The sequence below is a fragment of the Pseudomonas sp. CFBP 8772 genome (assembly GCF_014841665.1).
Taxonomy (GTDB): Bacteria; Pseudomonadota; Gammaproteobacteria; order Pseudomonadales; family Pseudomonadaceae; genus Aquipseudomonas; species Aquipseudomonas graminis_B.
Map to the genome: position 1 here is coordinate 27,531 of NZ_JACYUI010000004.1, position 22,408 is coordinate 49,938.

Consider the following 22,408-nt stretch of genomic DNA (forward strand, 5'->3'; position numbering starts at 1 on the left):
CGAGATCGAATAACGATCACGCTTCTGGCCCGTCAAACCTGCGCATCTGGCCGGAAAGAAACGGGGCGGACGCGTCGATATTCCCACTGGCACAGCCATTGCTAAGTCTCTTATCAAGTCCAGCCTGAACACGCGGTTGGCAGCCCTGGCCGGTCAACGCGGACCGCCAGCCGTTCGCGGCGTCGGGCTCACCAGGTTGGCGTCGACACTGTGGTCGCGCGGCAACCCCTAAAAGAACAGGCAAAGGCGCCTGGAACCGAGAGGTTCCGGGCGCCTTTTTTTTTGCTTTCGAAAAACCTGATTGGCCTTGGCCGGGACTCGATATGAACACCACAGTCGCCCCACTCAACGACGTCCAAACCCTGATCGTCATCGGCAACGGCATGGTGGGTCACCACTGCGTCGAGCAACTGATCGCCGCCGGCGCCCTCGAGCGCTATCGCATTCATGTGTTCGGTGAGGAAGGCCAGCGCGCCTACGACCGCGTGCATCTGTCCGAATACTTTGGCGGTCGCGACGCCGAGTCACTGGCGATGAGCGCTGCTTCTTTATATGAGCAGACCGGGCTTGCGCTGCACCTGGGTGTGCCGGTGCTGGAAATCGACCGGGCGCGGCGCGAAGTGATCACCGCCAAGGGCAGCTTCGGGTACGACAAGCTGGTGCTGGCGACGGGTTCCTATCCTTTCGTACCGCCCATCGAAGGCGCTGAAGGCCATTCTCGGCTGGTCTACCGCACCCTGGACGACCTCGACACCATCCGCGCCGCCGCCAGCCAGGCGAAACGCGGCGTGGTGGTTGGCGGGGGGCTGTTGGGACTGGAAGCGGCCAACGCGCTGAAGTCCCTGGGCCTGGAAGCCCACGTGGTGGAATTCGCGCCGCGCCTGATGCCGGTGCAGCTGGATGACCACGGCGGCGCCGCCCTGAAGGCGCGCATCGAAGCGCTGGGCGTGGGCGTGCACCTGTCCCGCGCGACGCAATCCATCAGCGCGGGGGAGGAATACCTCTACCGGATGAATTTCGCCGGCGATGAATTCCTCGAAACCGATCTGATCGTCTTCTCTGCCGGCATACGCCCCCAGGACGCCCTCGCCCGCCAGTGTGAACTGGCGCTGGGCCCGCGCGGCGGCATCGCCATCGACGAACATTGCCGCACCAGCGACGCCGACATTTTCGCCATCGGTGAGTGCGCCGCCTGGAACGGCAGCGTTTTCGGCCTCGTCGCGCCGGGTTATCAAATGGCGCGCAACGTCGCCGCGCAATTGTGCGACCTGACCGCCGAGCCATTCTTCGGCGCTGACATGTCCACCAAACTGAAACTGCTCGGAGTCGATGTCGGCTCCATCGGCGATGCCCACGGCGCGTTGACGGGCGCGCGCAGCTACCGGTTTATCGACGAGGCCACCGGCAGTTATCGCCGCCTGGTGGTGTCCGCCGATGGCAAAAAGGTGCTCGGCGCCGTGCTGGTGGGCGACAACAGCTATTACGACACCTTGCTGCAATACGTGCAGAACGGCATCAAGCTGCCGGCCGATCCGTCCAGCCTGATCCTCCCCCACAGCGACGGCGCGCCGACGCTTGGCGCCGATGCCCTGCCCGCCACGGCAACCATTTGCTCGTGCCACAACGTCAGCAAGGCCTCGATCTGCTCGGCCATCGACGGCGGCTGCACGGACCTCGCCGGGCTCAAGGCCTGCACAAAGGCCGCCACCGGTTGCGGCGGTTGTGCAGCGCTGCTGAAGAGCGTGTTCGAGCACGAGCTGATCGCCCGCGGCGTCACCGTCGATAAAAGCCTGTGCGAGCACTTCCCCTTCACGCGTCAGGAGCTGTACGCCTTCGCCCGGGTGGAAAACATTGAAAGCTTCGACGAGATGCTGGCCCGCCACGGCAAAGGCCATCTGGGTTGCGACATCTGCAAGCCCACCGTCGGCTCGATCCTCGCCTCGTGCTGGAATCGGCCGATCATGGAACCGTCGCTGGTGCCGTTGCAGGACACCAACGACACGTTCATGGCCAACATGCAGAAGAACGGCACGTATTCGGTGGTGCCGCGCATCCCGGCGGGCGAAATCACTGCCGACGGCTTGATCGCCATTGGCGCGGTCGCGAAGAAATACGACCTGTACACCAAGATCACTGGTGGCCAGCGCATCGACCTGTTCGGCGCGCAACTGCATGAGCTGCCGGACATCTGGGCCGAGCTGATCGCCGCCGGATTTGAAACCGGCCATGCCTACGGCAAATCGACGCGGACGGTGAAGTCCTGCGTCGGCAGCACCTGGTGCCGTTACGGCGTTCAGGACAGCGTGCAAATGGCGCTGAATATCGAGGACCGCTACAAAGGCCTGCGCTCGCCGCACAAGCTGAAGTTCGCAGTGTCTGGGTGCACCCGCGAATGCGCCGAAGCCCAGAGCAAGGACATCGGCGTGATCGCCACGGAGAACGGCTGGAATCTCTACGTGTGCGGCAACGGCGGCATGCGCCCGCGCCACGCCGAGCTGTTCGCCACCGATCTGGACGACGAGACGCTGATTCGCTACATCGACCGCGTGCTGATGTTTTACATCCGCACCGCTGACAAGTTGCAGCGGACGTCGGTCTGGCGCGAGTCCCTCGAAGGCGGGCTGGATTTTCTGAAGGCCGTGGTGATCGATGACAGCCTGGGGCTGGCAGCTGAACTGGAGGCGCAGATGCAGTTGGTGGTCGACCGTTATGAATGCGAGTGGGCGAATGCGCTGAAGAGCCCGGAGAAACTCAAGCGTTTCCGCACGTTCGTCAATGACAAGGGCGCTGACCCGGACATTCATTTCGTCAAGGAGCGCAGCCAGCGTCGTCCCGCTCGCGCTGAAGAGTTGAATCTGATTGCTGCTGTGGAGGTTGCACGATGAGCCAGGCCAATGCTGCAGTGATGGATATGCCGAAGACTCAGGTGTGGCGCGCGGTGTGTGCACGTGAGGATCTGGTGCTGAATTCCGGGGTGGTGGCGCTGGTCGGCACTGCGCAGGTGGCGCTGTTTTTTGTGGCGTCGATTGGCGGCGCGCCGCAGTTGTTTGCGGTGGACAATCGCGATCCGGTGACGGGGGTGAATGTGATGGGTCGGGGGTTGGTCGGCAGTTTGGGCGGGGACCTTGTGATCGCTTCGCCTCTATATAAGCAGCATTACCGGCTGGTGGATGGCACGTGCCTTGAAGACGCAGCGCTGCGGCTGCGGACCTGGCCGGTTCGGCTGGTGGGCGATGTTGTGGAGGTGGGTCTAGGGGACTGATTTATTTACAGCGCTTCACCGTAAATTAATCTGTCCCCGAGTGCGCGGTGCGGCTGAGAGAAGGTCAAGAGCGTCTGCCTAACGGCAGACATTTCGCCTTCGGCGAGTTACTTGGAAAAGTCGAAAGTCGCACCATCCCCAAGTAACCAAGGGTGCCTGCTCCTGGTTGGGCCCCTCGTGCCTCGGGGTTCCCTCACTCCGGTCTCGCTCCGTGGGCCCGCGCCGAACGGGCATCCATGTCCTGACGGCGCTCTCGCCGCATCCATGCGGCTCGGCCCACTCCGCGAGACCTGCGTTCAGCCTGCACCCAAGTCGCGATTGGCGGTGTCTGGACTTTTTGCGTTTGAAGATCAAAGACAGAGCTAAAAAGCAGATCAAAGGCTTCCCGGCTAAAGCCGGTCCTACGGAACTACGCGCTGCTTTTAGTGGGACCGGCTTCAGCCGGGAAGAGGCCGGTGTGAGCACCATCAGGCTTGCGGGCTATGAATCGTTGCATTGGATGCACGCGCTGCTTTTCGTAGGACCGGCTTTAGCCGGGAAGAGGCCAGTGTGGACACTGGTCACCTCAGATCAGCCGCGCCCACCAAATCGCAGGCACAAAAAAAGCGACCCTAAGGTCGCTCTCTTTGTCGTTACGAGGAGTTCAAGGGCCTCGTAACTCAATATGGCGCAGCGGACGGGACTCGAACCCGCGACCCCCGGCGTGACAGGCCGGTATTCTAACCGACTGAACTACCGCTGCGCGTAACACTTGAAACGAATGGTGGGTGATGACGGGATCGAACCGCCGACATTCTGCTTGTAAGGCAGACGCTCTCCCAGCTGAGCTAATCACCCTTCGCTTCGGTGTGGCGCGCATTCTACGGAGCGATCAAAAAGCTGGCAAGCACTTTTTGAAATAAATTTTATAATCCTTCCAAAGGCTTACATCAGGGTTGGCCGCAGGGTCGCAGCAGCGAATAATGCCCCCCTTTGTATAAAGGAGAGATGTACCCCATGTGGTTCAAAAACCTGCTTGTCTATCGCCTGACCCAGGACCTGCCATTTGACGCCGAGGCGCTGGAAACCGCGTTGGCGACCAAGCCTGCACGTGCCTGTGCCAGCCAGGAGTTGACCACTTACGGTTTCATCGCCCCGTTCGGCAAGGGCGAAGACGCGCCACTGGTGCACGTCAGCGGTGATTTCATGCTGATCTCGGCGCGCAAGGAAGAACGCATCCTGCCCGGCAGCGTGGTCAACGATGCATTGAAAGAGAAAGTCGAAGAGATCGAGACCGAGCAGATGCGCAAGGTCTACAAGAAGGAACGCGATCAGCTCAAGGATGAAATCATCCAGGCCTTTCTGCCCCGCGCCTTTATCCGTCGCTCGGCCACTTTCGCCGCCATCGCCCCCAAGCAGGGCGTGATTCTGGTCAACGCTTCCAGCCCGAAGCGCGCCGAAGACCTGCTGTCGACCCTGCGTGAAGTGGTCGGCTCGTTGCCCGTCCGCCCCGTGACCGTCAAAACAGCGCCAACCGCTGTCATGACCGAGTGGGTCAAGACTGGCGAGACCGCCGAGCACTTCTTCGTGCTGGACGAATGCGAACTGCGCGACACCCACGAAGACGGCGGCGTTGTGAAGTGCAAGCGTCAGGACCTGACCAGCGACGAAATCCAGCTGCACCTGAGCACCGGCAAGGTCGTCACTCAGCTGTCGCTGGCGTGGCAGGACAAGCTGTCGTTCGTGCTGGATGACAAGCTCGGTATCAAACGCCTGAAGTTCGAAGACCTGCTGCAGGATGAAGCCGAGCAGAACGGCGGCGACGATGCGCTGGGTCAGCAGGACGCCAGCTTCACCTTGATGATGCTGACGTTCGGTGAGTTCCTGCCGCAATTGATGGAAGCACTGGGCGGCGAAGAGATTCCCCAGGGGATCTGATTTCGCCCACTGACGCAGGGGCCGGCTTGCTGGCTCCTTAGCGTCTGCATCCCCTTCATACCCATAAGAAAGGAGCAGGCCATGCGCGCCCTGGCTGCGTTGAGTCGTTTTGTCGGTAATACCTTCGCGTACTGGGTGCTGCTGTTTGCCGTGCTGGCGTTCCTGTTCCCGTCCTGGTTCATTGGCCTCAAGTCGTACATCGTGCCGTTGTTGGGGCTGGTGATGTTCGGCATGGGCCTGACCCTCAAGCTCGATGATTTTTCTGAAGTCGTGCGCCACCCCTGGCGCGTGGCTCTGGGGGTGGTCGCGCATTTCGTGATCATGCCCGGCGTTGCCTGGCTGCTTTGCCAGCTGTTTCACCTGCCACCGGAAATCGCCGTAGGCGTGATTCTGGTCGGCTGCTGCCCGAGCGGCACATCGTCCAACGTCATGACCTGGCTGGCGAAAGGTGACCTGGCGCTGTCGGTGGCCATCGCCGCCGTCACCACCCTCCTCGCCCCGCTGCTGACCCCGGCGCTGATCTGGCTGCTGGCCTCGGCGTGGCTCCCGGTGTCCTTCATGGAGATGTTCTGGTCGATCCTGCAATTGGTGATGCTGCCGATCGTGCTGGGCGTCATCGCTCAACGCCTGCTGGGCGCCAAAGTGAGCTTTGCCGTCGACGTGCTGCCGCTGGTGTCGGTGGTGAGTATCGTGATGATCGTCTGCGCGGTGGTGGCAGCGAGTCAGGCGAAGATTGCCGAATCGGGACTGCTGATCATGGCCGTGGTGATCCTGCACAACAGCTTCGGCTTTTTGCTGGGCTACTTCACCGGCAAGCTGTTCAAGCTGCCGCTAGCCCAGCGCAAATCGCTGTCCCTGGAAGTCGGCATGCAGAACTCAGGCCTCGGCGCCGCACTGGCCGCCGCGCACTTTTCGCCACTGGCGGCGGTGCCAAGCGCGCTGTTCAGCGTCTGGCACAACATTTCCGGTGCGTTGCTTTCGACGTACTTCCGCAAGATGACCCCGGATGCGGTGGTTGGGGAAGAGAAGCCAATTGCAGGTTGATCGGAATGGCTCCAGTGGGAGATCCCCGATCACCTACTCATCGTCCGATAAACGCGATACATGTGGGAGCGAGCTTGCTCGCGAAGACAGTATTCCTGCCGCTGAAGGTTTAGCGGCTATACCGGCCTCTTCGTGAGCAAGCTCACTCCCACGGTTCCTCTGTCACAGGTCAGATAGCAGTCTCCCGCAGACTATTCAGCAGTCTGAAATCTTGGATTCTGACTGACGCATCGCCCCTCTTCCTAACGCACCGTCCCCCGCAACTGCGCCACCCGCTCGCGCACCAGCGCCGGTTGCGACTCTTCCCCCGTCAATGCCGGCCCGGCCACCAACGTCACGCGCGACCACAGCCGGCGGAATACGCCCTTGTTCGGGTCGCGGCTGAAGAAGCTGCCCCACAACCCCTGCAAAGCCATTGGAATCACCGGCACGTCGGTCTCCTGCAAGACCCGGGTCATGCCGCTTTTGAAGGTGTCGATCTCGCCGTCGGTGGTCAGCTTGCCTTCCGGGAAGATGCACACCAGCTCGCCTTCCTTGAGGTAATGGGCGATGCGTTCGAACGCTGTGTCGAACACCGCCTTGTCCTCCTTGATGCCGGCAATCGGGATCGCGCCCGCCGTGCGGAACACGAAATTCAGCACCGGCAGATTGAAGATCTTGTAGTACATGACGAAGCGGATCGGCCGGCGCACCGAGCCGGCGATCAACAGCGCGTCGACGAACGAGACATGGTTGCAGACCAGCAATGCCGCGCCCTCATCCGGAATCAGGTCGAGGTCGCGATGCTCCACGCGGTACATGGAGTGGCTGAGCAGCCAGATCATGAAGCGCATGGTGAACTCGGGCACGATTTTGAAGATGTAGGCGTTGACCGCGATGTTCATCAGCGACACGACGAGGAACAGCTGCGGAATCGACAGTTTCGCCACGCTCAGCAGGATGATCGAAACGATCGCCGAGACCACCATGAACAGCGCGTTGAGGATGTTGTTGGACGCAATGACCCGCGAGCGTTCCTTCTCCGGCGTCCTTGACTGGATCAGCGCGTACAGCGGCACGATGTAAAACCCGCCGAAGACGCCGATGCCCAAGATGTCCAGCAACACCCACCACGCCTGCCCGTAACCCAGAATCGCCAGCCAGTTGTTGGCCTGCACGTTCTGCGGGAAATCACCGGAATGCCACCACAACAGCAGGCCGAACACGGTGAGGCCCATGGAGCCGAACGGCACAAGGCCGATCTCCACTTTGCGCCCGGACAGTCGCTCGCAGAGCATGGAACCTGCGGCGATGCCGATGGAGAATACGGTCAGAATCAGGGTGACGACGGTTTCATCGCCGTACAGAAAGTCCTTGGCGTAGGCCGGGATCTGCGTCAGATAAATCGCGCCGACGAACCAGAACCACGAGTTGCCGACGATGGAGCGCGACACCGCTTTGGTCTGCCCCAGGCCGAGTTTCAGGGTGGCCCAGGATTCGCTGAAGATGTTCCAGTTCAGGCGCATGTCCGGCGAAGCGGCGGCTGCGGGCGGAATGCCCCGGCTGGCGAGATAACCCAGGCAGGCCACCGAGACCATCGCTGCCGCCACGATGGGCGCGTAATGGGTCGCCGACATCATGACCCCGGCGCCGATGGTGCCGGCCAGAATCGCCAGAAACGTGCCCATTTCCACTAGGCCGTTGCCGCCCACCAGTTCGTTTTCATGCAGGTGCTGCGGCAGAATCGAGTACTTCACCGGCCCGAACAGCGCCGAGTGGGTGCCCATGGCGAACAGTGCCGCCAGCATAAGCGACAGGTGATTGAAGAGAAAACCGGTGGCCCCCACCACCATGATCACGATCTCCAGGACCTTGATCATGCGGATCAGTTTGTCCTTGGGGTATTTCTCGCCAAACTGCCCGGCCAGCGCCGAGAACAAGAAGAACGGCAGGATGAACAGCAAGGCACAGAGGTTGACGTAGATGGAGCGGTCGCCGTCGATGCTCAGCTTGTAGAGAATGGCGAGGATCAGCGACTGCTTGAAGATATTGTCGTTGAACGCCCCGAGGGACTGGGTCACGAAAAACGGCAGAAAGCGCCGCTTACCCAACAAACTGAACTGCGACTGACTCATCTTCCCTGGTCCTGAGTGGCGCCGGTGCCGGCTTACGGATGGGAACGCCGAACGGCAGTTCCGGGCCACATTGAAGACGACACCGGCGGCAAAGTCGAGCATGCGCTCCAACGGATAGCCCGTTAGAGCGCGCGAGCGCTATTTACCGTGAGGCAGCGATGCACGGCGAGACGAACAGCTTGCCGTTATAGGCGCCGCTCAGGGTGCGCTTCATGATCATCAGCCACAGGGCTGCCAATGCAGCGACGAGCACGCTGCCGAGGGCTGAAAAGAACCCCAGATGAAGTACAGCGCTCAGTTTGAGGGTGGTCAGCGCGAACACACCCAGCGGAAAGGTAAACCCCCACCAGCCCAGGTTGAACGGGATGCCGTTGCGCAGATAACGGGCGGTGATCAGCAGCGCCATCAGGCACCACCACACGCCGACACCCCATAAAATCACGCCACCAATCAGGCCAAGGCCCGAGGCGATTTCGCCGACGCCGGGCAAGCCGTTGGCGTCGAAGATCAGCGGCGAATCGGCGCCCAGCACGATCAAACCGAATGCACCGGTGCTGATCGGCCCGAGGGCCAGCCAGCTCGACGCGGCCATGCTTTCGTGGGGCAATTTGTGCAGGGCCATGCGCAGCAACAGGATGGTCAGGACGCTGAACGCCACCGGCACCGACATCGCCCACAGCACGTAGCTGGTGATGAGCACGCTGAATTGGCTGTGACTGTCGGCCAGATGCGGCGCCAGCAGCCCGCCACTCACCGCCGCCACTTCGCAGGCGACAAGGGGCAGAAGCCAGACGGCGGTCATCTGATCGATACGGTGTTCCTGGCGAGTGAACATCAAAAACGGGATGAGCACGCCGCAGGCCAGGGACATCGCCACGTCCAGCCACCACAACAGCTCGGCGAACGGCAGCACGGCATCGCCCCAATGCGGCAGGCCGAAGGTGAGCAACCCGTTAATAAGGGTCGCCAGGCCCATGGGAATCGTGCCGAAAAACATCGACACCGTGGAATGCCCGAACACCCGCCGCGCCTCGTCGAAAAACATCACCCAGCGGGCGATATAGAGCGCACTGAAGGTCAGGAACAGGACGATGTTCAGCATCCACAAGACTTCCGCCAGCTGGAACAGGCCGGGGATCGTCACCGGAAGCTGCACCAGCACCGCCGAGAGAATGCCAGTGCCCATGGTCGCGGCGAACCAGTTGGGGGTGAATTGGCGGATGACTTCCCGAGGGTGACTCAGTTGGCTGAAGGGTCTTTGCGGGATGAACATGGCGTGGGTCATGGCGGGCTCCTGTCCTCGTGTGAGGTGGCACCCATAGTAGGACGGCAGCTGATATCGAATAAGCGGGTAATTTAGCTATACCTCATAGATTTCCCAGATATGCGTTGACCATGGATTCGCTGCGCCCCTGCGACACCGCGCCGCTCAGACCTTGGTCGTAACAGACGAACCCTACGCGGCGTGCGAGACTGTCCGGCCGGCGAAGGATCGCCACCGAAACCGCTAGCCGCTTGCCTCCGGAGTTCCCATGTCGCTGTCCAGCGGGCTGATCGCTGCCGTCGCCCTGGCCTATATGGCCATCATGTTCGCCATCGCCTTTTACGGTGACCGTCGCAGCACCCCGCTGCCGCCGCGCCTGCGCGCCTGGGTGTACAGCCTGTCGCTGGCGGTTTACTGCACCAGCTGGACGTTTTTCGGCTCGGTCGGCCAAGCGGCCGAGCAACTCTGGTCGTTTTTGCCGATCTACCTCGGTCCGATTCTGCTGTTGCTGCTGGCGCCCTGGGTGCTGCAGAAAATGGTGCTGATCAGCAAGCAGGAAAACATCACGTCCATCGCCGACTTCATCGCCGCCCGCTACGGCAAGTCGCAAACCCTCGCCGTCGTCGTCGCGCTGATCTGCCTGATCGGCGTGTTGCCCTACATCGCGCTGCAACTCAAAGGCATCGTGCTGGGGGTGAACATTCTGATCGGTGCCGGCGCCGACGCCACCGGCACTCGCGCCCAGGACACCGCACTGATCGTCTCGCTGGTGCTGGCGCTGTTCACCATCGTCTTCGGCACGCGCAACCTCGACGCCACCGAGCACCACCGCGGCATGGTCCTGGCGATCGCCTTCGAGTCGCTGGTCAAGCTGTTCGCGTTTATGGCCGTCGGCGCGTTCGTGACGTTTGGCCTGTACGACGGTGTGGATGACCTGTTCAACCAGGCCATGCTCGCGCCGCGCCTGGAGGAGTACTGGAAAGAAACGGTCAACTGGCCGTCGATGGTGGTGCAGACCGGCGTCGCCATGATGGCGATCATCTGCCTGCCCCGGCAGTTTCACGTCACCGTGGTGGAGAACATCGAGCCCGAAGATTTGCGCCTGGCCAAATGGGTGTTCCCTGCCTACCTGCTGCTCGCAGCCGTTTTCGTGGTGCCGATTGCGCTCGCCGGGCAGATGCTGCTGCCCGCCTCGGTGCTGCCGGACTCATTCGTGATCAGCGTGCCGCTGGCCCATGCACACCCGGCGCTGGCGATGCTGGCGTTCATTGGCGGCGCATCGGCCGCCACGGGGATGGTCATCGTCGCCAGCGTCGCGCTGTCGACCATGGTCTCCAACGACATGCTGCTGCCGTGGCTGCTGCGGCGCAAAACCGCCGAGCGTCCGTTCGAGGCGTTCCGCCACTGGATGCTCTCGGTGCGCCGGGTCAGCATTGTGGTCATCCTGCTGCTCGCGTACGTCAGCTATCGACTGCTGGGATCGACTGCGAGCCTGGCGACCATCGGCCAGATCGCCTTCGCCGCCATCACGCAATTGATGCCGGCGATGATCGGCGCGCTGTACTGGAAGCCGGCCAATCGACGCGGTGTGTTCGCCGGGCTCGCTGCCGGGGTGTTCATCTGGTTTTACACGCTGGTGCTGCCGATCATCGCCCACAGCATGGGGTGGTCGCTGAGCAGTTTTCCGCTGTTGGCATGGCTGCACAGCAACCCGTTCAATCTGCCGATCAGTCCGCTGACCCAGGGCGTGGTCCTGTCGATGATCGGCAACTTCGCGTTGTTTGTGTGGGTCTCGCTGCTGTCGCGAACCCGCGTGTCGGAACACTGGCAGGCGGGCCGTTTTATCGGTCAGGAATTGCAGGCGCGGCCCAACAACCGCTCGCTGCTGGCGGTGCAGATCGAAGACTTGCTCAAGCTCTCGGCGCGTTTTGTCGGCGAAGAGCGCGCGCAGCAGAGCTTCATCCGCTTCGCCTACCGCCAGGGCAAAGGCTTCAACCCCAACCAGAACGCCAACGGCGACTGGATCGCCCACACCGAACGCTTGCTGGCGGGGGTGCTGGGCACGTCGTCGACACGGGCGGTGGTCAAGGCGGCGATTGAAGGCCGCGACATGCAACTCGAAGACGTGGTGCGCATCGCCGACGAAGCCTCCGAAGTGCTGCAGTTCAACCGCGCCCTGCTGCAAGGCGCCATCGAAAACATCACCCAGGGCATCAGCGTGGTGGATCAATCCCTGCGACTGGTGGCCTGGAACGCGCGCTATCTGGAGCTGTTCAATTACCCGGAAGGCCTGATCAGCGTGGGACGGCCCATCGCCGACATCATCCGCTACAACGCCGAGCGCGGTTTGCTCGGGCCTGGTGAAGCGGAGGTGCACGTCGCCCGGCGGCTGCACTGGATGCGCCAAGGCCGCGCACATACGTCCGAGCGGTTGTTTCCCAATGGCCAGGTGATCGAGCTGATCGGCAATCCGATGCCCGGCGGCGGCTTCGTGATGAGCTTCACTGACATCACCGCCTTCCGCGAGGCCGAGCAGGCGCTCAAGGGCGCCAACGAAAGCCTTGAGCAGCGCGTGGCCGAACGGACGCGGGAGCTGTCGCAGTTGAACACGGCGTTGACCGAAGCCAAGGCCCATGCGGAAGCGGCCAATCAGTCGAAAACGCGCTTTCTCGCCGCCGTCAGCCATGACTTGATGCAGCCCATGAATGCCGCGCGTTTGTTCTCCGCTGCCCTGCTGCACAACGATGACAATGTGCCGGCGGAAGCGAAACAGCTGATCCATCATCTGGACAGCTCGCTGCGTTCGGCCGAAGACCTGATCAGCGACCTGCTGGATATTTCGCGTCTGGAGAACGGCAAGTTCACGCCGACCATCACGCCGTTTGCGCTGAATAATCTGTTTGAAACCCTCGGTGCCGAATTCAAGGCCCTCGCTCAGGAGCAGGGCCTGGACTTCCGCGTGCGCGGCAGCACATTGCGTGTGGCCAGCGACGCCAAACTGCTGCGGCGGGTGCTGCAGAACTTCCTGACCAATGCGTTTCGTTACGCCAAGGGGCCGATTCTGCTGGGGGTGCGGCGCCGTAACGGGCAACTGAGCCTGGAAGTGTGGGACCGGGGGCCGGGTATTCCCGAGGACAAGCGGCAGGTGATTTTCGAGGAGTTCAAGCGGCTTGACAGCCATCAGACCCGCGCCGAGAAGGGCCTGGGTTTGGGACTGGCGATTGCCGACGGCTTGTGCCGCGTGCTCGGTCACTCGCTGGAAGTGCGTTCGTGGCCGGGTCAGGGCAGCCTGTTCAGCGTTACGGTGCCGCTGGCGCCTGCGTTGCCGACGCCGGCCGCTGCGCCGACTGAACCTGTGCGCGCCGCGCTGAACGGCACACAAATTCTGTGCGTCGACAACGAAGACAGCATCCTGATCGGCATGAACAGCCTGCTGAGCCGCTGGGGGTGTCAGGTCTGGACGGCGCGCAATCGCGAGGAATGCCAGACGCTGCTCAGCGACGGCGTTCGCCCGCACCTGGCCTTGGTGGATTACCACCTGGACCACGGCGAGATCGGCACCGAACTGATGGCGTGGCTACGCACGCAATTGGGTGAGCCGGTCCCCGGCGTCGTCATCAGCGCCGACGGCCGCCCGGAGCTGATCGCCCAGGTACACGCCGCCGGCCTGGAATACCTCGCCAAACCGGTGAAACCCGCCGCGCTGCGGGCATTGTTGAGTCGGCATGTGCGGCTGGGTTGAGGAGTGGCTGAGCCCGCATTGATGCGCGGATCCGTGTATCGCCGTGCGCACATTCCGCGCCAGACGACGCTCCTACAGTTTTTGCAGTGCCCGATGAATTCAGCGCAGACCCCAAACCGTTCATGGCCGTGCGCAGATTCCGCGCCAGACCACGATCAATGTAGGAGCGCGCTTGCCCGCGATCGGCTGCGCAGCAGTCGTAAAACCAAACACCTCGGTAATGCCTGATACACCTCATGCATCGGTTCGCTGCCGCTACGCGCCAGATCGCGAGCAAGCTCACTCCTACAGTTTTCATCTGCAGTGCCCGAAGAATTCGCGGCGGGGGTGGACGGTTCTACTCAACCTTCCTGAACACAAACACCAACCCCACCACAATCAGCACCATCCCCAGCAAACTCACCAGCGCGAGGCGGTTGCCGTAGATCAGGTAATCCATGATCGCGGTGACGCCGGGCACCAGGTAAAACAGGCTGGTGACGTTGACCAGATTGCCCTGGGCGATCAATCGGTAGAGCAGGAACGTCGCGAGCACCGACACCACCAGCCCCATGTAGAGCACCGGCACGTAGAAGCCGATGCTGTGCTCGAAATGAAAGGGCTGAAACGGCACGAACACCGCACATACCACCGTCCCCGCAAGGTATTGCACGGGCAGCGTGCCGAGGGGGTTGTCGGTGATGCGTTTCTGCATGATCGAACCGCCGGTCATGCTCAACATGCCGAGCACGCCGAACGCCATGCCGGCGAGCGATCCGCCGTCGCCGATTCCTTTCCAGACCACCAGCACCAGACCCGCCAGCCCCAGACCAAGGCCAGACATGCGGGACGTCGAACGGCTGCGCTCGACCAGCACGGCCGTGAGAATCGGTTGCACGCCCATGATCGTGGCCATGACGCCGGGCGCGACTTTCAGGTCCAGCGCCAGCAGGTAGCAGATCTGATAAGCCCCCAGCAGCACAGCGCCCGTCAGCAACGCGAAGCCCATCGAGGCTCGTGTGGCGGGAAGCTTGTAACCCAACGCGGGGATCAGAATCGCCAACGCCACAAGCGCCAGCAGGAAACGGAACAGTAGAAATGCAAACGGTGAAGCGTGGGTCAGGCCCCACTTGGAAACAATCGCGCCGCTGCTCCAGAGCAGGACGAAAAGCGTCGTCGTGGCCATCGAGGCCAGGGCTTTATGAGCAAACATGAGTCACCTGTGATTCAGACAGAATCGGACCCGGCACGTACCGGATTCACGGAAGTTTTGCGGGCGTTTGCAGGCCTGGACCGACAGCGTTTAGGCGGTCGATCAGCCGAGCACAACGACCCCTGGCGGTGCAACAGCGCACACGACAGGACTGTTCACAGGTGGGGGTGGCGGGTAACGCGTGATGAAGACGAGTTGCAGGCAGTCGCGCGGTTCCGCAACAGCGCGAGCCGTGGCGGATAAAGCAAACCGGGTGCTGGATGCAGGCATCGTGCTTATCTTCTGAAAGGGAAGGACTGGGTGACGCCAAGTGGGGCGGCAACGAGGCCGACTATAACCAGCGACCGGTGCCTTGTGCAATGTCATAAGTCGACGTCGTTGACAGCTCCAACGCGGAACTGCCAGGACAGCAAAAAGCGCCGCCGCGCAGGGTGCGACAGCGCTCCACAAAACCGTTTGTTCAGCCGAACAGCCAGTAGCCCAGCAGCGTCAGTACGACCACCGCCAGCACCGGACGAAGGATGCGATACGCCTTGGGGTTGGCGCGTTTGAACTGCTTGACCTTGCCGCTGAAGCTGTTGCTGAAGCGTTTGCTGAAGGCATAGGCCTGATTGATCCCGCCAACGCGTTCGTCATCGGTGTTCTGCGGCGCAGTGGCACGGCCCAGAAACGCGCTGACGCGGCGGTTGACAGCGGTCATGAAGCGATTGCTCAGCGGTCGCTCGATGTCGCAGAACAGAATCACGCGGGTGACGTCGGTTTCGTTCTTGACCCAGTGCACGTAGGTTTCGTCGAACATCACGTCATCACCATCGCGCCATGCATACACCTGACCGTCGACAAAAATGCGGCAATCGTCAGAGTTCGGCGTCGACAGGCCCAGGTGATAACGCAGGGAGCCAGCGAACGGATCGCGGTGCGGGTTCAGGTGGCTACCGCCGGGCAACAGGGCGAACATTGCGCCTTTGACGTTGGGAATACGGCTGACCAACTCAACCGTCTTCGGGCACAGCGCCTCGGCGGACGGCAGCGGTTTGTCGTACCACTTCAGGTAAAAACGCTTCCAGCCTTTCTTGAAAAACGAACCGAAACCCGCGTCGTTGTCCTTGGCGGCGGCACGGATATAGCCTTCGTCGAACAGGTGCATGGCTTCGTCGCGGATGGTTTCCCAGTTGTCGCGCAGCACGTCCAGCTCAGGAAACTTGCTGCGGTCCAGGTACGGCTTTGAGGGCACGCTGGAGAACAAATACATCAAGGCGTTATACGGGGCGAACAGTGCGGAGTGATTCACGAACTGGCGCAATACCGGCAAACGCGCCTTGCCGCGCAAATGCACGTACAGCGTGCTGCCGACAAACAGCAGCAGAATCGCCGCTTTGACAGCAAAAGAAAGGGTCATGAAACTCTCCTTGAAACAGGGCCGAACCGCGCGGCCCGAAGCTTACGCCGCTGAAACCGCCGCCGGATGATCTGGGACAATCTTCCGGCGGGTTTCGAATGGCGGCCATCATAAGCTTTAGTCCGCCGGGTAAAAAGCCGAAGCCGCGGCGCACACGATTATTGCGTCAGCTCGCGTTCAGTAAACAGGTCGCTGAAGAGCATGCTCGACAAGTAACGCTCACCGGAATCCGGCAGCACGACCACGATCGTCTTGCCCTGCATTTCCGGTTTCTCGGCCATTCGCACCGCTGCATGCATGGCCGCGCCGCAGGAGATACCGCAGAGAATCCCCTCCTCCTGCATCAGCCGCAGGGCCATGGCCTTGGCTTCTTCATCGCTGACCAGCTCGACGCGGTCGACAATCGAGAGGTCGAGGTTCTTCGGGATGAAACCCGCGCCAATGCCCTGAATCTTGTGGGGGCTGGGTTTGATCTCTTCACCGGCCATTGCCTGGGTGATGATCGGCGAGCCCATGGGTTCGACGGCCACCGAGATAATCGGCTTGCCCATGGCGTTTTTGATGTAGCGCGAGACGCCGGTGATCGTGCCGCCCGTGCCGACACCTGCGACCAGCACGTCGATGGCGCCGTCGGTGTCGTTCCAGATTTCCGGTCCGGTGGTCTTCTCGTGAATGGCCGGGTTGGCCGGGTTCTCGAACTGCGCCGGCATGAAGTATGTGGCAGGGTCACTGGCGAGCAACTCTTCGGCCTTGGCGATGGAGCCTTTCATGCCCAGCGCCGGCTCGGTCAGCACCAGTTCGGCGCCCAGGGCCTTGAGCACCTTGCGCCGCTCTATACTCATCGAGGCCGGCATGGTCAGGGTCAGCTTGTAGCCACGGGCTGCGGCGACGAACGCAAGGCCGATGCCGGTATTGCCGGAGGTGGGTTCGACGATGGTCATGCCGGGCTTGAGTTTACCGCTGCTTTCGGCGTCCCAGATCATGTTCGCGCCGATCCGGCACTTCACGGAGTACCCCGGATTACGCCCCTCGATCTTGGCCAGAATGGTGACCCCGCGCGGCGCGATGCGGTTGATCTGCACCAGTGGCGTGTTGCCGATGGAATGGGCGTTATCTGCGTAAATACGGCTCATGACCGGGTCCTTGTGCAGGTTTGGAAAAGCTCAAAGCCTATGCCTTGAGCCGGTGCAACGTCCAGTCGAAGCGAACCGATCACATCGCCAGCAGTCAACAAAGCTACGTTACTGGAGGGTGGAGACATGAAACGTCGTTACAGCTGGCCGTTATGGACAATTGTTGGCTTGGTGGTGTTGCTGATCGCAGTCCACATCGCGCTGCCCTACGTGGTTCGCAATTATCTCAACGAAAAACTCGCCGACATGGGCGACTACCGCGGTCAGGTCACCGACGTGGACCTGGCCCTGTGGCGCGGGGCGTACCGCATCAACGGCCTGAAAATCGTCAAGGTCGATGGCAAGGTGCCCGTGCCTCTGCTGGATGCGCCGGTCATCGACCTCGCCGTCAGCTGGCACTCGCTCTGGTACGACCATGCGGTGGTCGCCGAGGTCGCGTTTGTCAGCCCTGAACTCAACTTCGTCGACGGTGGCCCGGACAAGCGCCAGTCCCAGACCGGTGCCGGTACTGACTGGCGTGCTCAGTTGAACAAGCTGCTGCCGATCACCCTCAACGAGCTGCGCATTCAGGACGGCAAGATCACGTTCAGCAACTTCAATTCGACGCCGAAAGTGAAAATCGATGCCGACAACATCAACGCCAGCATCTACAACCTGACCAACGTCGAAGACAAAGCCGGCAAGCGCGATGCCCGCTTCGAGGGCAAGGCCATGCTGCTGGGCCATGCGCCACTGGAAAGCACAGCGACCTTCGACCCGTTCAGCCTGGAAGATTTCGACTTCAAGCTGCGCGCGACCGGTATCCAGCTCAAACGCCTGAACGACTTCGCCTCGGCGTACGGCAAATTCGACTTCAACGCGGGCGACGGCGACGTGGTCATCGAAGCCCAGGCCACCAATGGCCAGCTCAGTGGCTACATCAAGCCCCTGCTGCGTAATGTCGATGTCTTTGACTGGCAGCAGGACGTCGAGAACCAGAACAAAGGCTTCTTCCGCTCGATCTGGGAAGCCGTGGTCGGCGGCAGCGAAACGGTGCTGAAGAACCAAGTGAAGAACCAGTTCGCCACCCGCGTCGAACTCAGCGGCAGTGTCCACAAACAGGACATCAGTGCGTTCGAAGCGTTTTTACAGATCCTGCGCAATGCCTTCGTGAAGGCGTTCAATACCCGCTACGACAGTGGCAAGAGCGAGGCGAAATAAACCCAGCGTTTTGACTGGCGCATCCCTGTAGGAGTGAGCTTGCTCGCGAAGCGTTTAGTCAGCGATGACCTTGATCGCTGACACGCCTCCCCCTCGAGTCAGCTCACTCGCCACTTTCGGCTGCCCCCTTGTCAACGCGGTTCTCTTTGGCAACTCCATAGGCCGCATGCTTCTCCGCCAGCAACACACCGTTCTCCGCCTGATTCTGCAATGCATCCCACCCCAGACACGCCAGCGCCAACGTGCGCGGTGCGGCCTCGCTGCCGTTGGTGTAGCGGGTGATGCTTCGCGTGCTGACGCCCAGTGCCTCGGCCGCCAAGGCCAGCGGCAACCCGGTGCGCGCGCGCCAGCCGATGAAGATCCGTGTGTTCTCGTCGGTGGCAGCCTGCGCCTTGGCGTCCAGGTAAAGAGTGTCGGCGCCGATCTGGATGTCGGGCCCGGCCCACTCCACGGTCCAGCCGTCGTCGCCGATCTGCGCCTGCTTGAACACGCTCGGATCCTTGAGCGGTTGCAGCCCCCGGATTGCCGCGATATCGCCGCTCAGGTCGAGGACGTACGTCACGTCGTTGATGAATGTCAGCGCCAATTTTTGATGAGCCAGCGCCTCTGCGGTTTTGAGGCGTGGGCGTTTCATGGATGCCATCGTTTCCATTCCTCCAGTAATTCTGTTTGGTGGGCCCTTACCCATTCGAGCGCCTCCCTGAGTACGGCGGCCGGGGCGTGGCCGAGCATGGGTTCAACCAACTGCAGACAGATCAACACATCCAGCCCGCCACCGGTGAGGTGCACGTGAGGCGGCAGGTGGTCCTTTTCCCGCAGTTGAATTCTGTATTTGTCCCTGAATCTGTATTGGTCGACATGGCCTGCAAGGTATAGCTATTTTGGCGATACCTCAATGAAAGTTACAATTTTCTGCCCGGTCAGACCGTGACGCCCCATTCAGATACTGAATAAACCGTCTGCGTTCACAGTCGCGCGGGGCGCGCGGTATAGTCGCTGCATTCTTTGCGCCCTATCTTGCGCGATTCAGGCCACGGGTCTGTCCGCCTTGTTCGAGGATTTTCCCGATGAAATTCGAAGGCACCCACGCCTACGTCGCCACCGACGATCTGAAGCTTGCGGTCAACGCAGCCATCACCCTGGAGCGCCCGCTGCTGGTCAAGGGCGAGCCCGGGACCGGCAAGACCATGCTCGCCGAGCAACTGGCCGAATCCTTCGGCGCCCGGCTGATCACCTGGCACATCAAGTCGACCACCAAGGCCCATCAGGGCCTCTATGAGTACGACGCGGTCAGCCGCCTGCGCGACTCGCAGCTGGGCGTCGACAAAGTCCACGACGTGCGCAATTACCTGAAGAAGGGCAAGCTCTGGGAAGCCTTTGAATCCGAAGAGCGGGTCATTCTGCTGATCGACGAGATTGACAAGGCGGACATCGAATTCCCCAACGACTTGCTGCAAGAACTCGACAAAATGGAGTTCTACGTTTACGAGATCGACGAGACGATCAAGGCCAAAAAGCGCCCGATCATCATCATTACGTCCAACAACGAAAAAGAACTGCCGGACGCCTTCCTGCGCCGCTGCTTCTTCCACTACATCGCGTTCCCCGACCGCAGCACGCTGCAAAAGATCGTCGACGTGCATTACCCGAACATCAAGAAGGACCTGGTCAGCGAAGCCCTGGACGTGTTTTTCGACGTGCGCAAAGTCCCGGGCCTGAAGAAAAAACCTTCGACATCCGAACTGGTGGACTGGCTCAAACTGCTGATGGCCGACAACATCGGCGAAGCCGTGCTGCGCGAGCGCGACCCCACCAAAGCCATTCCGCCGCTGGCCGGTGCCCTGGTCAAGAACGAGCAGGACGTGCATTTGCTTGAACGCCTGGCGTTCATGAGCCGTCGCGGCAATCGCTGAGCCTTTTCTGGTCAAGCTTATTTAGATCAAGGGCGGGACGCCGACTATGTTGCTCAACCTGTTCAACGAAATGCGTGCGGCCAAAGTGCCGGTTTCGTTGCGTGAACTGCTCGACCTCATCAACGCGCTGAAGCAGCGCGTGACGTTCGCTGACATGGACGAGTTCTACTACCTGTCGCGCACGATTCTGGTGAAGGACGAGCGCCATTTCGACAAGTTCGACCGGGCGTTTGGCGCGTATTTCAATGGCCTGGAAAAGCTCGACGATCACTTGCAGGCGCTGATCCCCGAGGACTGGCTGCGCAAGGAGTTCGAGCGTTCGCTGACCGCTGAAGAGCGCGCGCAGATCCAGTCGCTGGGTGGCTTGGACAAGCTGATCGAAGAATTCAAGAAGCGTCTGGAAGAGCAAAAGGAGCGCCACGCCGGCGGCAATAAATGGATCGGCACCGGCGGCACCAGCCCGTTCGGCTCAGGCGGTTACAATCCCGAGGGGATTCGGGTGGGCGACGCCGGCCAGCGTCAGGGCAAGGCCGCGAAGGTTTGGGATCAACGCGAGTACAAGAACCTCGACGACGGGGTTGAACTGGGCACGCGCAACATCAAAGTGGCGCTGCGGCGTCTGCGCAAATTCGCGCGCCAGGGTGCGGCGGACGAACTGGACATCGACGGCACCATCGATCACACCGCCCGTGACGCCGGCCTGCTGAACATCCAGATGCGCCCGGAACGTCGCAACACCATCAAGCTGTTGCTGCTGTTCGACATCGGCGGCTCGATGGACGCCCACGTGAAGATCTGCGAGGAACTGTTCTCGGCCTGCAAGACCGAGTTCAAGCACATGGAGTATTTCTACTTCCATAACTTCGTTTACGAGTCGGTGTGGAAGAACAACCAGCGCCGCACCTCCGAGCGCACCGCTACTCAGGACCTGCTGCATAAATACGGCGCCGACTACAAAGTGATCTTCATCGGCGACGCCGCCATGGCGCCCTACGAAATCACCCAGCCGGGCGGCAGCGTCGAGCACTGGAACGAGGAAGCGGGCTACGTCTGGATGCAGCGGTTCATGGCCAAGTTCAAGAAGATCATCTGGATCAATCCGTACCCCAAAGATGCCTGGGCCTACACCACCTCCACCAACATCGTGCGGGACTTGATCGAAGACCAGATGTACCCGCTGACGCTGCGGGGGTTGGAAGAAGGGATGCGGTATTTGGCGAAGTGATGTTGTGGGCTGACCTGGCCCATCAGTCCTGAAGCGTAGCAGTCGAGGGCCGACCTTTACGCGATAGGTCGGCCCTCATGAAGCTAGGCATTCCACGCGCGTTATAAGCGCCCGCATAGTGGAGTACATAGACATGCCACGCTGTGTTGGCCGTCATGCGACCCCTCCATTTGTAGGATCCGATCGCTACAAATGGAGGGTCAACTACAACTCGGGGCACTGGCACGTCTCCGTCAGGGGTAACCCTGACACTGGCATCAGTCCGGTTTCAATTACTCAAATCTGCGATATAAATATCGTCAACTAGTGAATAAAAGGCTAACCGCACGACCCACGCGGTTAGCCGCTCCCTCACTTGGAACTGGCGAAATGCCGTGCGTATCTAGCTGATAATCCTTCTACCGTCTGACCCACGACTCCCGCCAGGAGCCACACATACCCTTTGGCTGCGTTCTTGAATCCCGAATGATTATTCAATAGATCGAAAAGTTTTTTCTCATCATTCACACCCAATAAACCTGAAACCATCAGCGGCTTAATCGTGCCTTTCTCATCAACTGAAAATTTCAATTGGCTTAACAACTCTGTTTCAACTCCGACCACCGTAGCTTTCACGTCCTGCCATATATTATCCATTTGATCCGCGAGACCCTCCGCAGCGGTTATCCGTGCATTCAACTTTACCCGCTCGTAGAAGTCGCGCGGGCTCAATGTGCGGAAGGATACAGACCCGTCCTCGTACGACTGGAGATCATGATCCAACATGGCCTCGTGATAGACATAATCAGGTTCGGGTTCACTTAGGACCATCTCGCACTCCTGGGCGGTAGCCGCATCAACGTCGCCGTGTCTTCTAGCCTTCTCGTACGCGATCGCTACTGCTTGTCGATAGGAATGGTTCTGGTCGACGATTAGGTCAAGGTTCATTGTCGCTCCTCATAGCGGGGGTATGAGGTACGTAACGGCCAGCATAAAAAATGACTGACCTGAGAATACTGAATGA

The 22,408-nt window shown here is 60.9% G+C and carries 16 protein-coding genes and 2 tRNA genes; 8 read left to right on the forward strand and 10 right to left on the reverse strand.

The features are described 5' to 3' along the window. The first annotated feature begins 323 nt into the window (after positions 1-323). Both nirB and nirD read left to right on the forward strand, forming a co-directional pair. Entirely contained in the window at positions 324-2,885 is a 2,562-nt protein-coding gene (gene nirB / locus IFT99_RS10015) for a nitrite reductase large subunit NirB (RefSeq protein ID WP_192132045.1), read from the forward strand. Next, positions 2,882-3,262 carry a nitrite reductase small subunit NirD gene (gene nirD / locus IFT99_RS10020; protein ID WP_192132047.1) on the forward strand — a complete coding sequence of 127 codons (381 nt, stop codon included), beginning with the start codon at positions 2,882-2,884 and terminating at the stop codon, positions 3,260-3,262. Before nirB ends, nirD begins: the two co-directional genes overlap by 4 nt. Before the next feature lie 665 nt (positions 3,263-3,927). On the opposite strand, the gene IFT99_RS10025 is transcribed toward nirD, so the two are convergent. After that, positions 3,928-4,004: transfer RNA gene (locus tag IFT99_RS10025), tRNA-Asp, on the reverse strand. Positions 4,005-4,023: 19 nt separating this feature from the next. Continuing rightward, positions 4,024-4,099: transfer RNA gene (locus IFT99_RS10030), tRNA-Val, on the reverse strand. A 159-nt stretch (positions 4,100-4,258) separates the two neighbouring features. Here IFT99_RS10030 and rdgC point away from each other — a divergent pair. Together rdgC and IFT99_RS10040 are read left to right on the forward strand one after the other, a co-directional pair. Further along, positions 4,259-5,179: a recombination-associated protein RdgC gene (gene rdgC, locus IFT99_RS10035; RefSeq protein ID WP_065986824.1), complete on the forward strand. Its 921-nt coding sequence runs from the start codon at positions 4,259-4,261 to the stop codon at positions 5,177-5,179. Positions 5,180-5,260: 81 nt separating this feature from the next. Further along, a complete protein-coding gene (locus IFT99_RS10040; protein WP_192132049.1) occupies positions 5,261-6,223 on the forward strand; it encodes a bile acid:sodium symporter family protein in 963 nt (320 codons plus the stop codon). 242 nt (positions 6,224-6,465) lie between these two features. Here the strand turns inward: IFT99_RS10040 and IFT99_RS10045 are convergent, their stop codons facing one another. Beyond that, positions 6,466-8,337, reverse strand: a complete 1,872-nt coding sequence (locus IFT99_RS10045; protein WP_192132051.1) for an MFS transporter — start codon at positions 8,335-8,337, stop codon at positions 6,466-6,468. A 142-nt stretch (positions 8,338-8,479) separates the two neighbouring features. Continuing rightward, complete coding sequence (locus IFT99_RS10050; protein ID WP_192132053.1) at positions 8,480-9,622, reverse strand: TDT family transporter; 1,143 nt, start codon at positions 9,620-9,622, stop codon at positions 8,480-8,482. Between the two features lie 247 nt (positions 9,623-9,869). Here IFT99_RS10050 and IFT99_RS10055 point away from each other — a divergent pair, with 247 nt between their 5' ends. After that, positions 9,870-13,343 (forward strand): hybrid sensor histidine kinase/response regulator, encoded by a 3,474-nt coding sequence (locus IFT99_RS10055; RefSeq protein WP_192132055.1) that lies wholly within the window; start codon positions 9,870-9,872, stop codon positions 13,341-13,343. A gap of 337 nt (positions 13,344-13,680) precedes the next feature. On the opposite strand, the gene IFT99_RS10060 is transcribed toward IFT99_RS10055, so the two are convergent. From IFT99_RS10060 to cysK, 3 genes are all read right to left on the reverse strand, one after another. Then, positions 13,681-14,535 carry a DMT family transporter gene (locus IFT99_RS10060; protein ID WP_192132057.1) on the reverse strand — a complete coding sequence of 285 codons (855 nt, stop codon included), beginning with the start codon at positions 14,533-14,535 and terminating at the stop codon, positions 13,681-13,683. Between the two features lie 460 nt (positions 14,536-14,995). Beyond that, positions 14,996-15,934: an aspartyl/asparaginyl beta-hydroxylase domain-containing protein gene (locus IFT99_RS10065; RefSeq protein ID WP_065986809.1), complete on the reverse strand. Its 939-nt coding sequence runs from the start codon at positions 15,932-15,934 to the stop codon at positions 14,996-14,998. Between the two features lie 158 nt (positions 15,935-16,092). Then, complete coding sequence (cysK, locus tag IFT99_RS10070; RefSeq protein ID WP_065986807.1) at positions 16,093-17,067, reverse strand: cysteine synthase A; 975 nt, start codon at positions 17,065-17,067, stop codon at positions 16,093-16,095. 126 nt (positions 17,068-17,193) lie between these two features. Between cysK and IFT99_RS10075 the strand changes: the two genes are divergently transcribed. Next, a complete protein-coding gene (locus IFT99_RS10075) occupies positions 17,194-18,267 on the forward strand; it encodes a DUF748 domain-containing protein (protein ID WP_065986805.1) in 1,074 nt (357 codons plus the stop codon). Positions 18,268-18,370: 103 nt separating this feature from the next. On the opposite strand, the gene IFT99_RS10080 is transcribed toward IFT99_RS10075, so the two are convergent. Together IFT99_RS10080 and IFT99_RS10085 are read right to left on the reverse strand one after the other, a co-directional pair. Continuing rightward, positions 18,371-18,901, reverse strand: coding sequence for a DUF2442 domain-containing protein (locus IFT99_RS10080; RefSeq protein ID WP_192132058.1), 531 nt, complete (start codon positions 18,899-18,901; stop codon positions 18,371-18,373). Continuing rightward, positions 18,898-19,092: a DUF4160 domain-containing protein gene (locus tag IFT99_RS10085; protein ID WP_192132489.1), complete on the reverse strand. Its 195-nt coding sequence runs from the start codon at positions 19,090-19,092 to the stop codon at positions 18,898-18,900. The genes IFT99_RS10080 and IFT99_RS10085 overlap by 4 nt, the downstream gene beginning before the upstream one ends. Positions 19,093-19,334: 242 nt before the next feature. Between IFT99_RS10085 and IFT99_RS10090 the strand changes: the two genes are divergently transcribed. Then, complete coding sequence (locus IFT99_RS10090) at positions 19,335-20,180, forward strand: AAA family ATPase (RefSeq protein ID WP_074890636.1); 846 nt, start codon at positions 19,335-19,337, stop codon at positions 20,178-20,180. Positions 20,181-20,226: 46 nt separating this feature from the next. Continuing rightward, positions 20,227-21,405 (forward strand): vWA domain-containing protein, encoded by a 1,179-nt coding sequence (locus IFT99_RS10095; RefSeq protein WP_122537461.1) that lies wholly within the window; start codon positions 20,227-20,229, stop codon positions 21,403-21,405. A 351-nt stretch (positions 21,406-21,756) separates the two neighbouring features. Here IFT99_RS10095 and IFT99_RS10100 read toward each other — a convergent pair whose 3' ends face one another. Further along, on the reverse strand, positions 21,757-22,332 hold the full coding sequence (locus IFT99_RS10100; protein WP_192132060.1) for a hypothetical protein: 576 nt from the start codon (positions 22,330-22,332) through the stop codon (positions 21,757-21,759). Positions 22,333-22,408 lie beyond the last annotated feature (76 nt).

Coding starts and splice junctions, on each gene's coding strand:
- nirB (WP_192132045.1), top strand. CDS start 324: ATGAACACCACAGTCGCCCCACTCAACGACGTCCAAACCCTGATCGTC.
- nirD (WP_192132047.1), top strand. CDS start 2,882: ATGAGCCAGGCCAATGCTGCAGTGATGGATATGCCGAAGACTCAGGTG.
- rdgC (WP_065986824.1), top strand. CDS start 4,259: ATGTGGTTCAAAAACCTGCTTGTCTATCGCCTGACCCAGGACCTGCCA.
- IFT99_RS10040 (WP_192132049.1), top strand. CDS start 5,261: ATGCGCGCCCTGGCTGCGTTGAGTCGTTTTGTCGGTAATACCTTCGCG.
- IFT99_RS10045 (WP_192132051.1), bottom strand. CDS start 8,337: ATGAGTCAGTCGCAGTTCAGTTTGTTGGGTAAGCGGCGCTTTCTGCCG.
- IFT99_RS10050 (WP_192132053.1), bottom strand. CDS start 9,622: ATGACCCACGCCATGTTCATCCCGCAAAGACCCTTCAGCCAACTGAGT.
- IFT99_RS10055 (WP_192132055.1), top strand. CDS start 9,870: ATGTCGCTGTCCAGCGGGCTGATCGCTGCCGTCGCCCTGGCCTATATG.
- IFT99_RS10060 (WP_192132057.1), bottom strand. CDS start 14,535: ATGTTTGCTCATAAAGCCCTGGCCTCGATGGCCACGACGACGCTTTTC.
- IFT99_RS10065 (WP_065986809.1), bottom strand. CDS start 15,934: ATGACCCTTTCTTTTGCTGTCAAAGCGGCGATTCTGCTGCTGTTTGTC.
- cysK (WP_065986807.1), bottom strand. CDS start 17,067: ATGAGCCGTATTTACGCAGATAACGCCCATTCCATCGGCAACACGCCA.
- IFT99_RS10075 (WP_065986805.1), top strand. CDS start 17,194: ATGAAACGTCGTTACAGCTGGCCGTTATGGACAATTGTTGGCTTGGTG.
- IFT99_RS10080 (WP_192132058.1), bottom strand. CDS start 18,901: ATGAAACGCCCACGCCTCAAAACCGCAGAGGCGCTGGCTCATCAAAAA.
- IFT99_RS10090 (WP_074890636.1), top strand. CDS start 19,335: ATGAAATTCGAAGGCACCCACGCCTACGTCGCCACCGACGATCTGAAG.
- IFT99_RS10095 (WP_122537461.1), top strand. CDS start 20,227: ATGTTGCTCAACCTGTTCAACGAAATGCGTGCGGCCAAAGTGCCGGTT.
- IFT99_RS10100 (WP_192132060.1), bottom strand. CDS start 22,332: ATGAACCTTGACCTAATCGTCGACCAGAACCATTCCTATCGACAAGCA.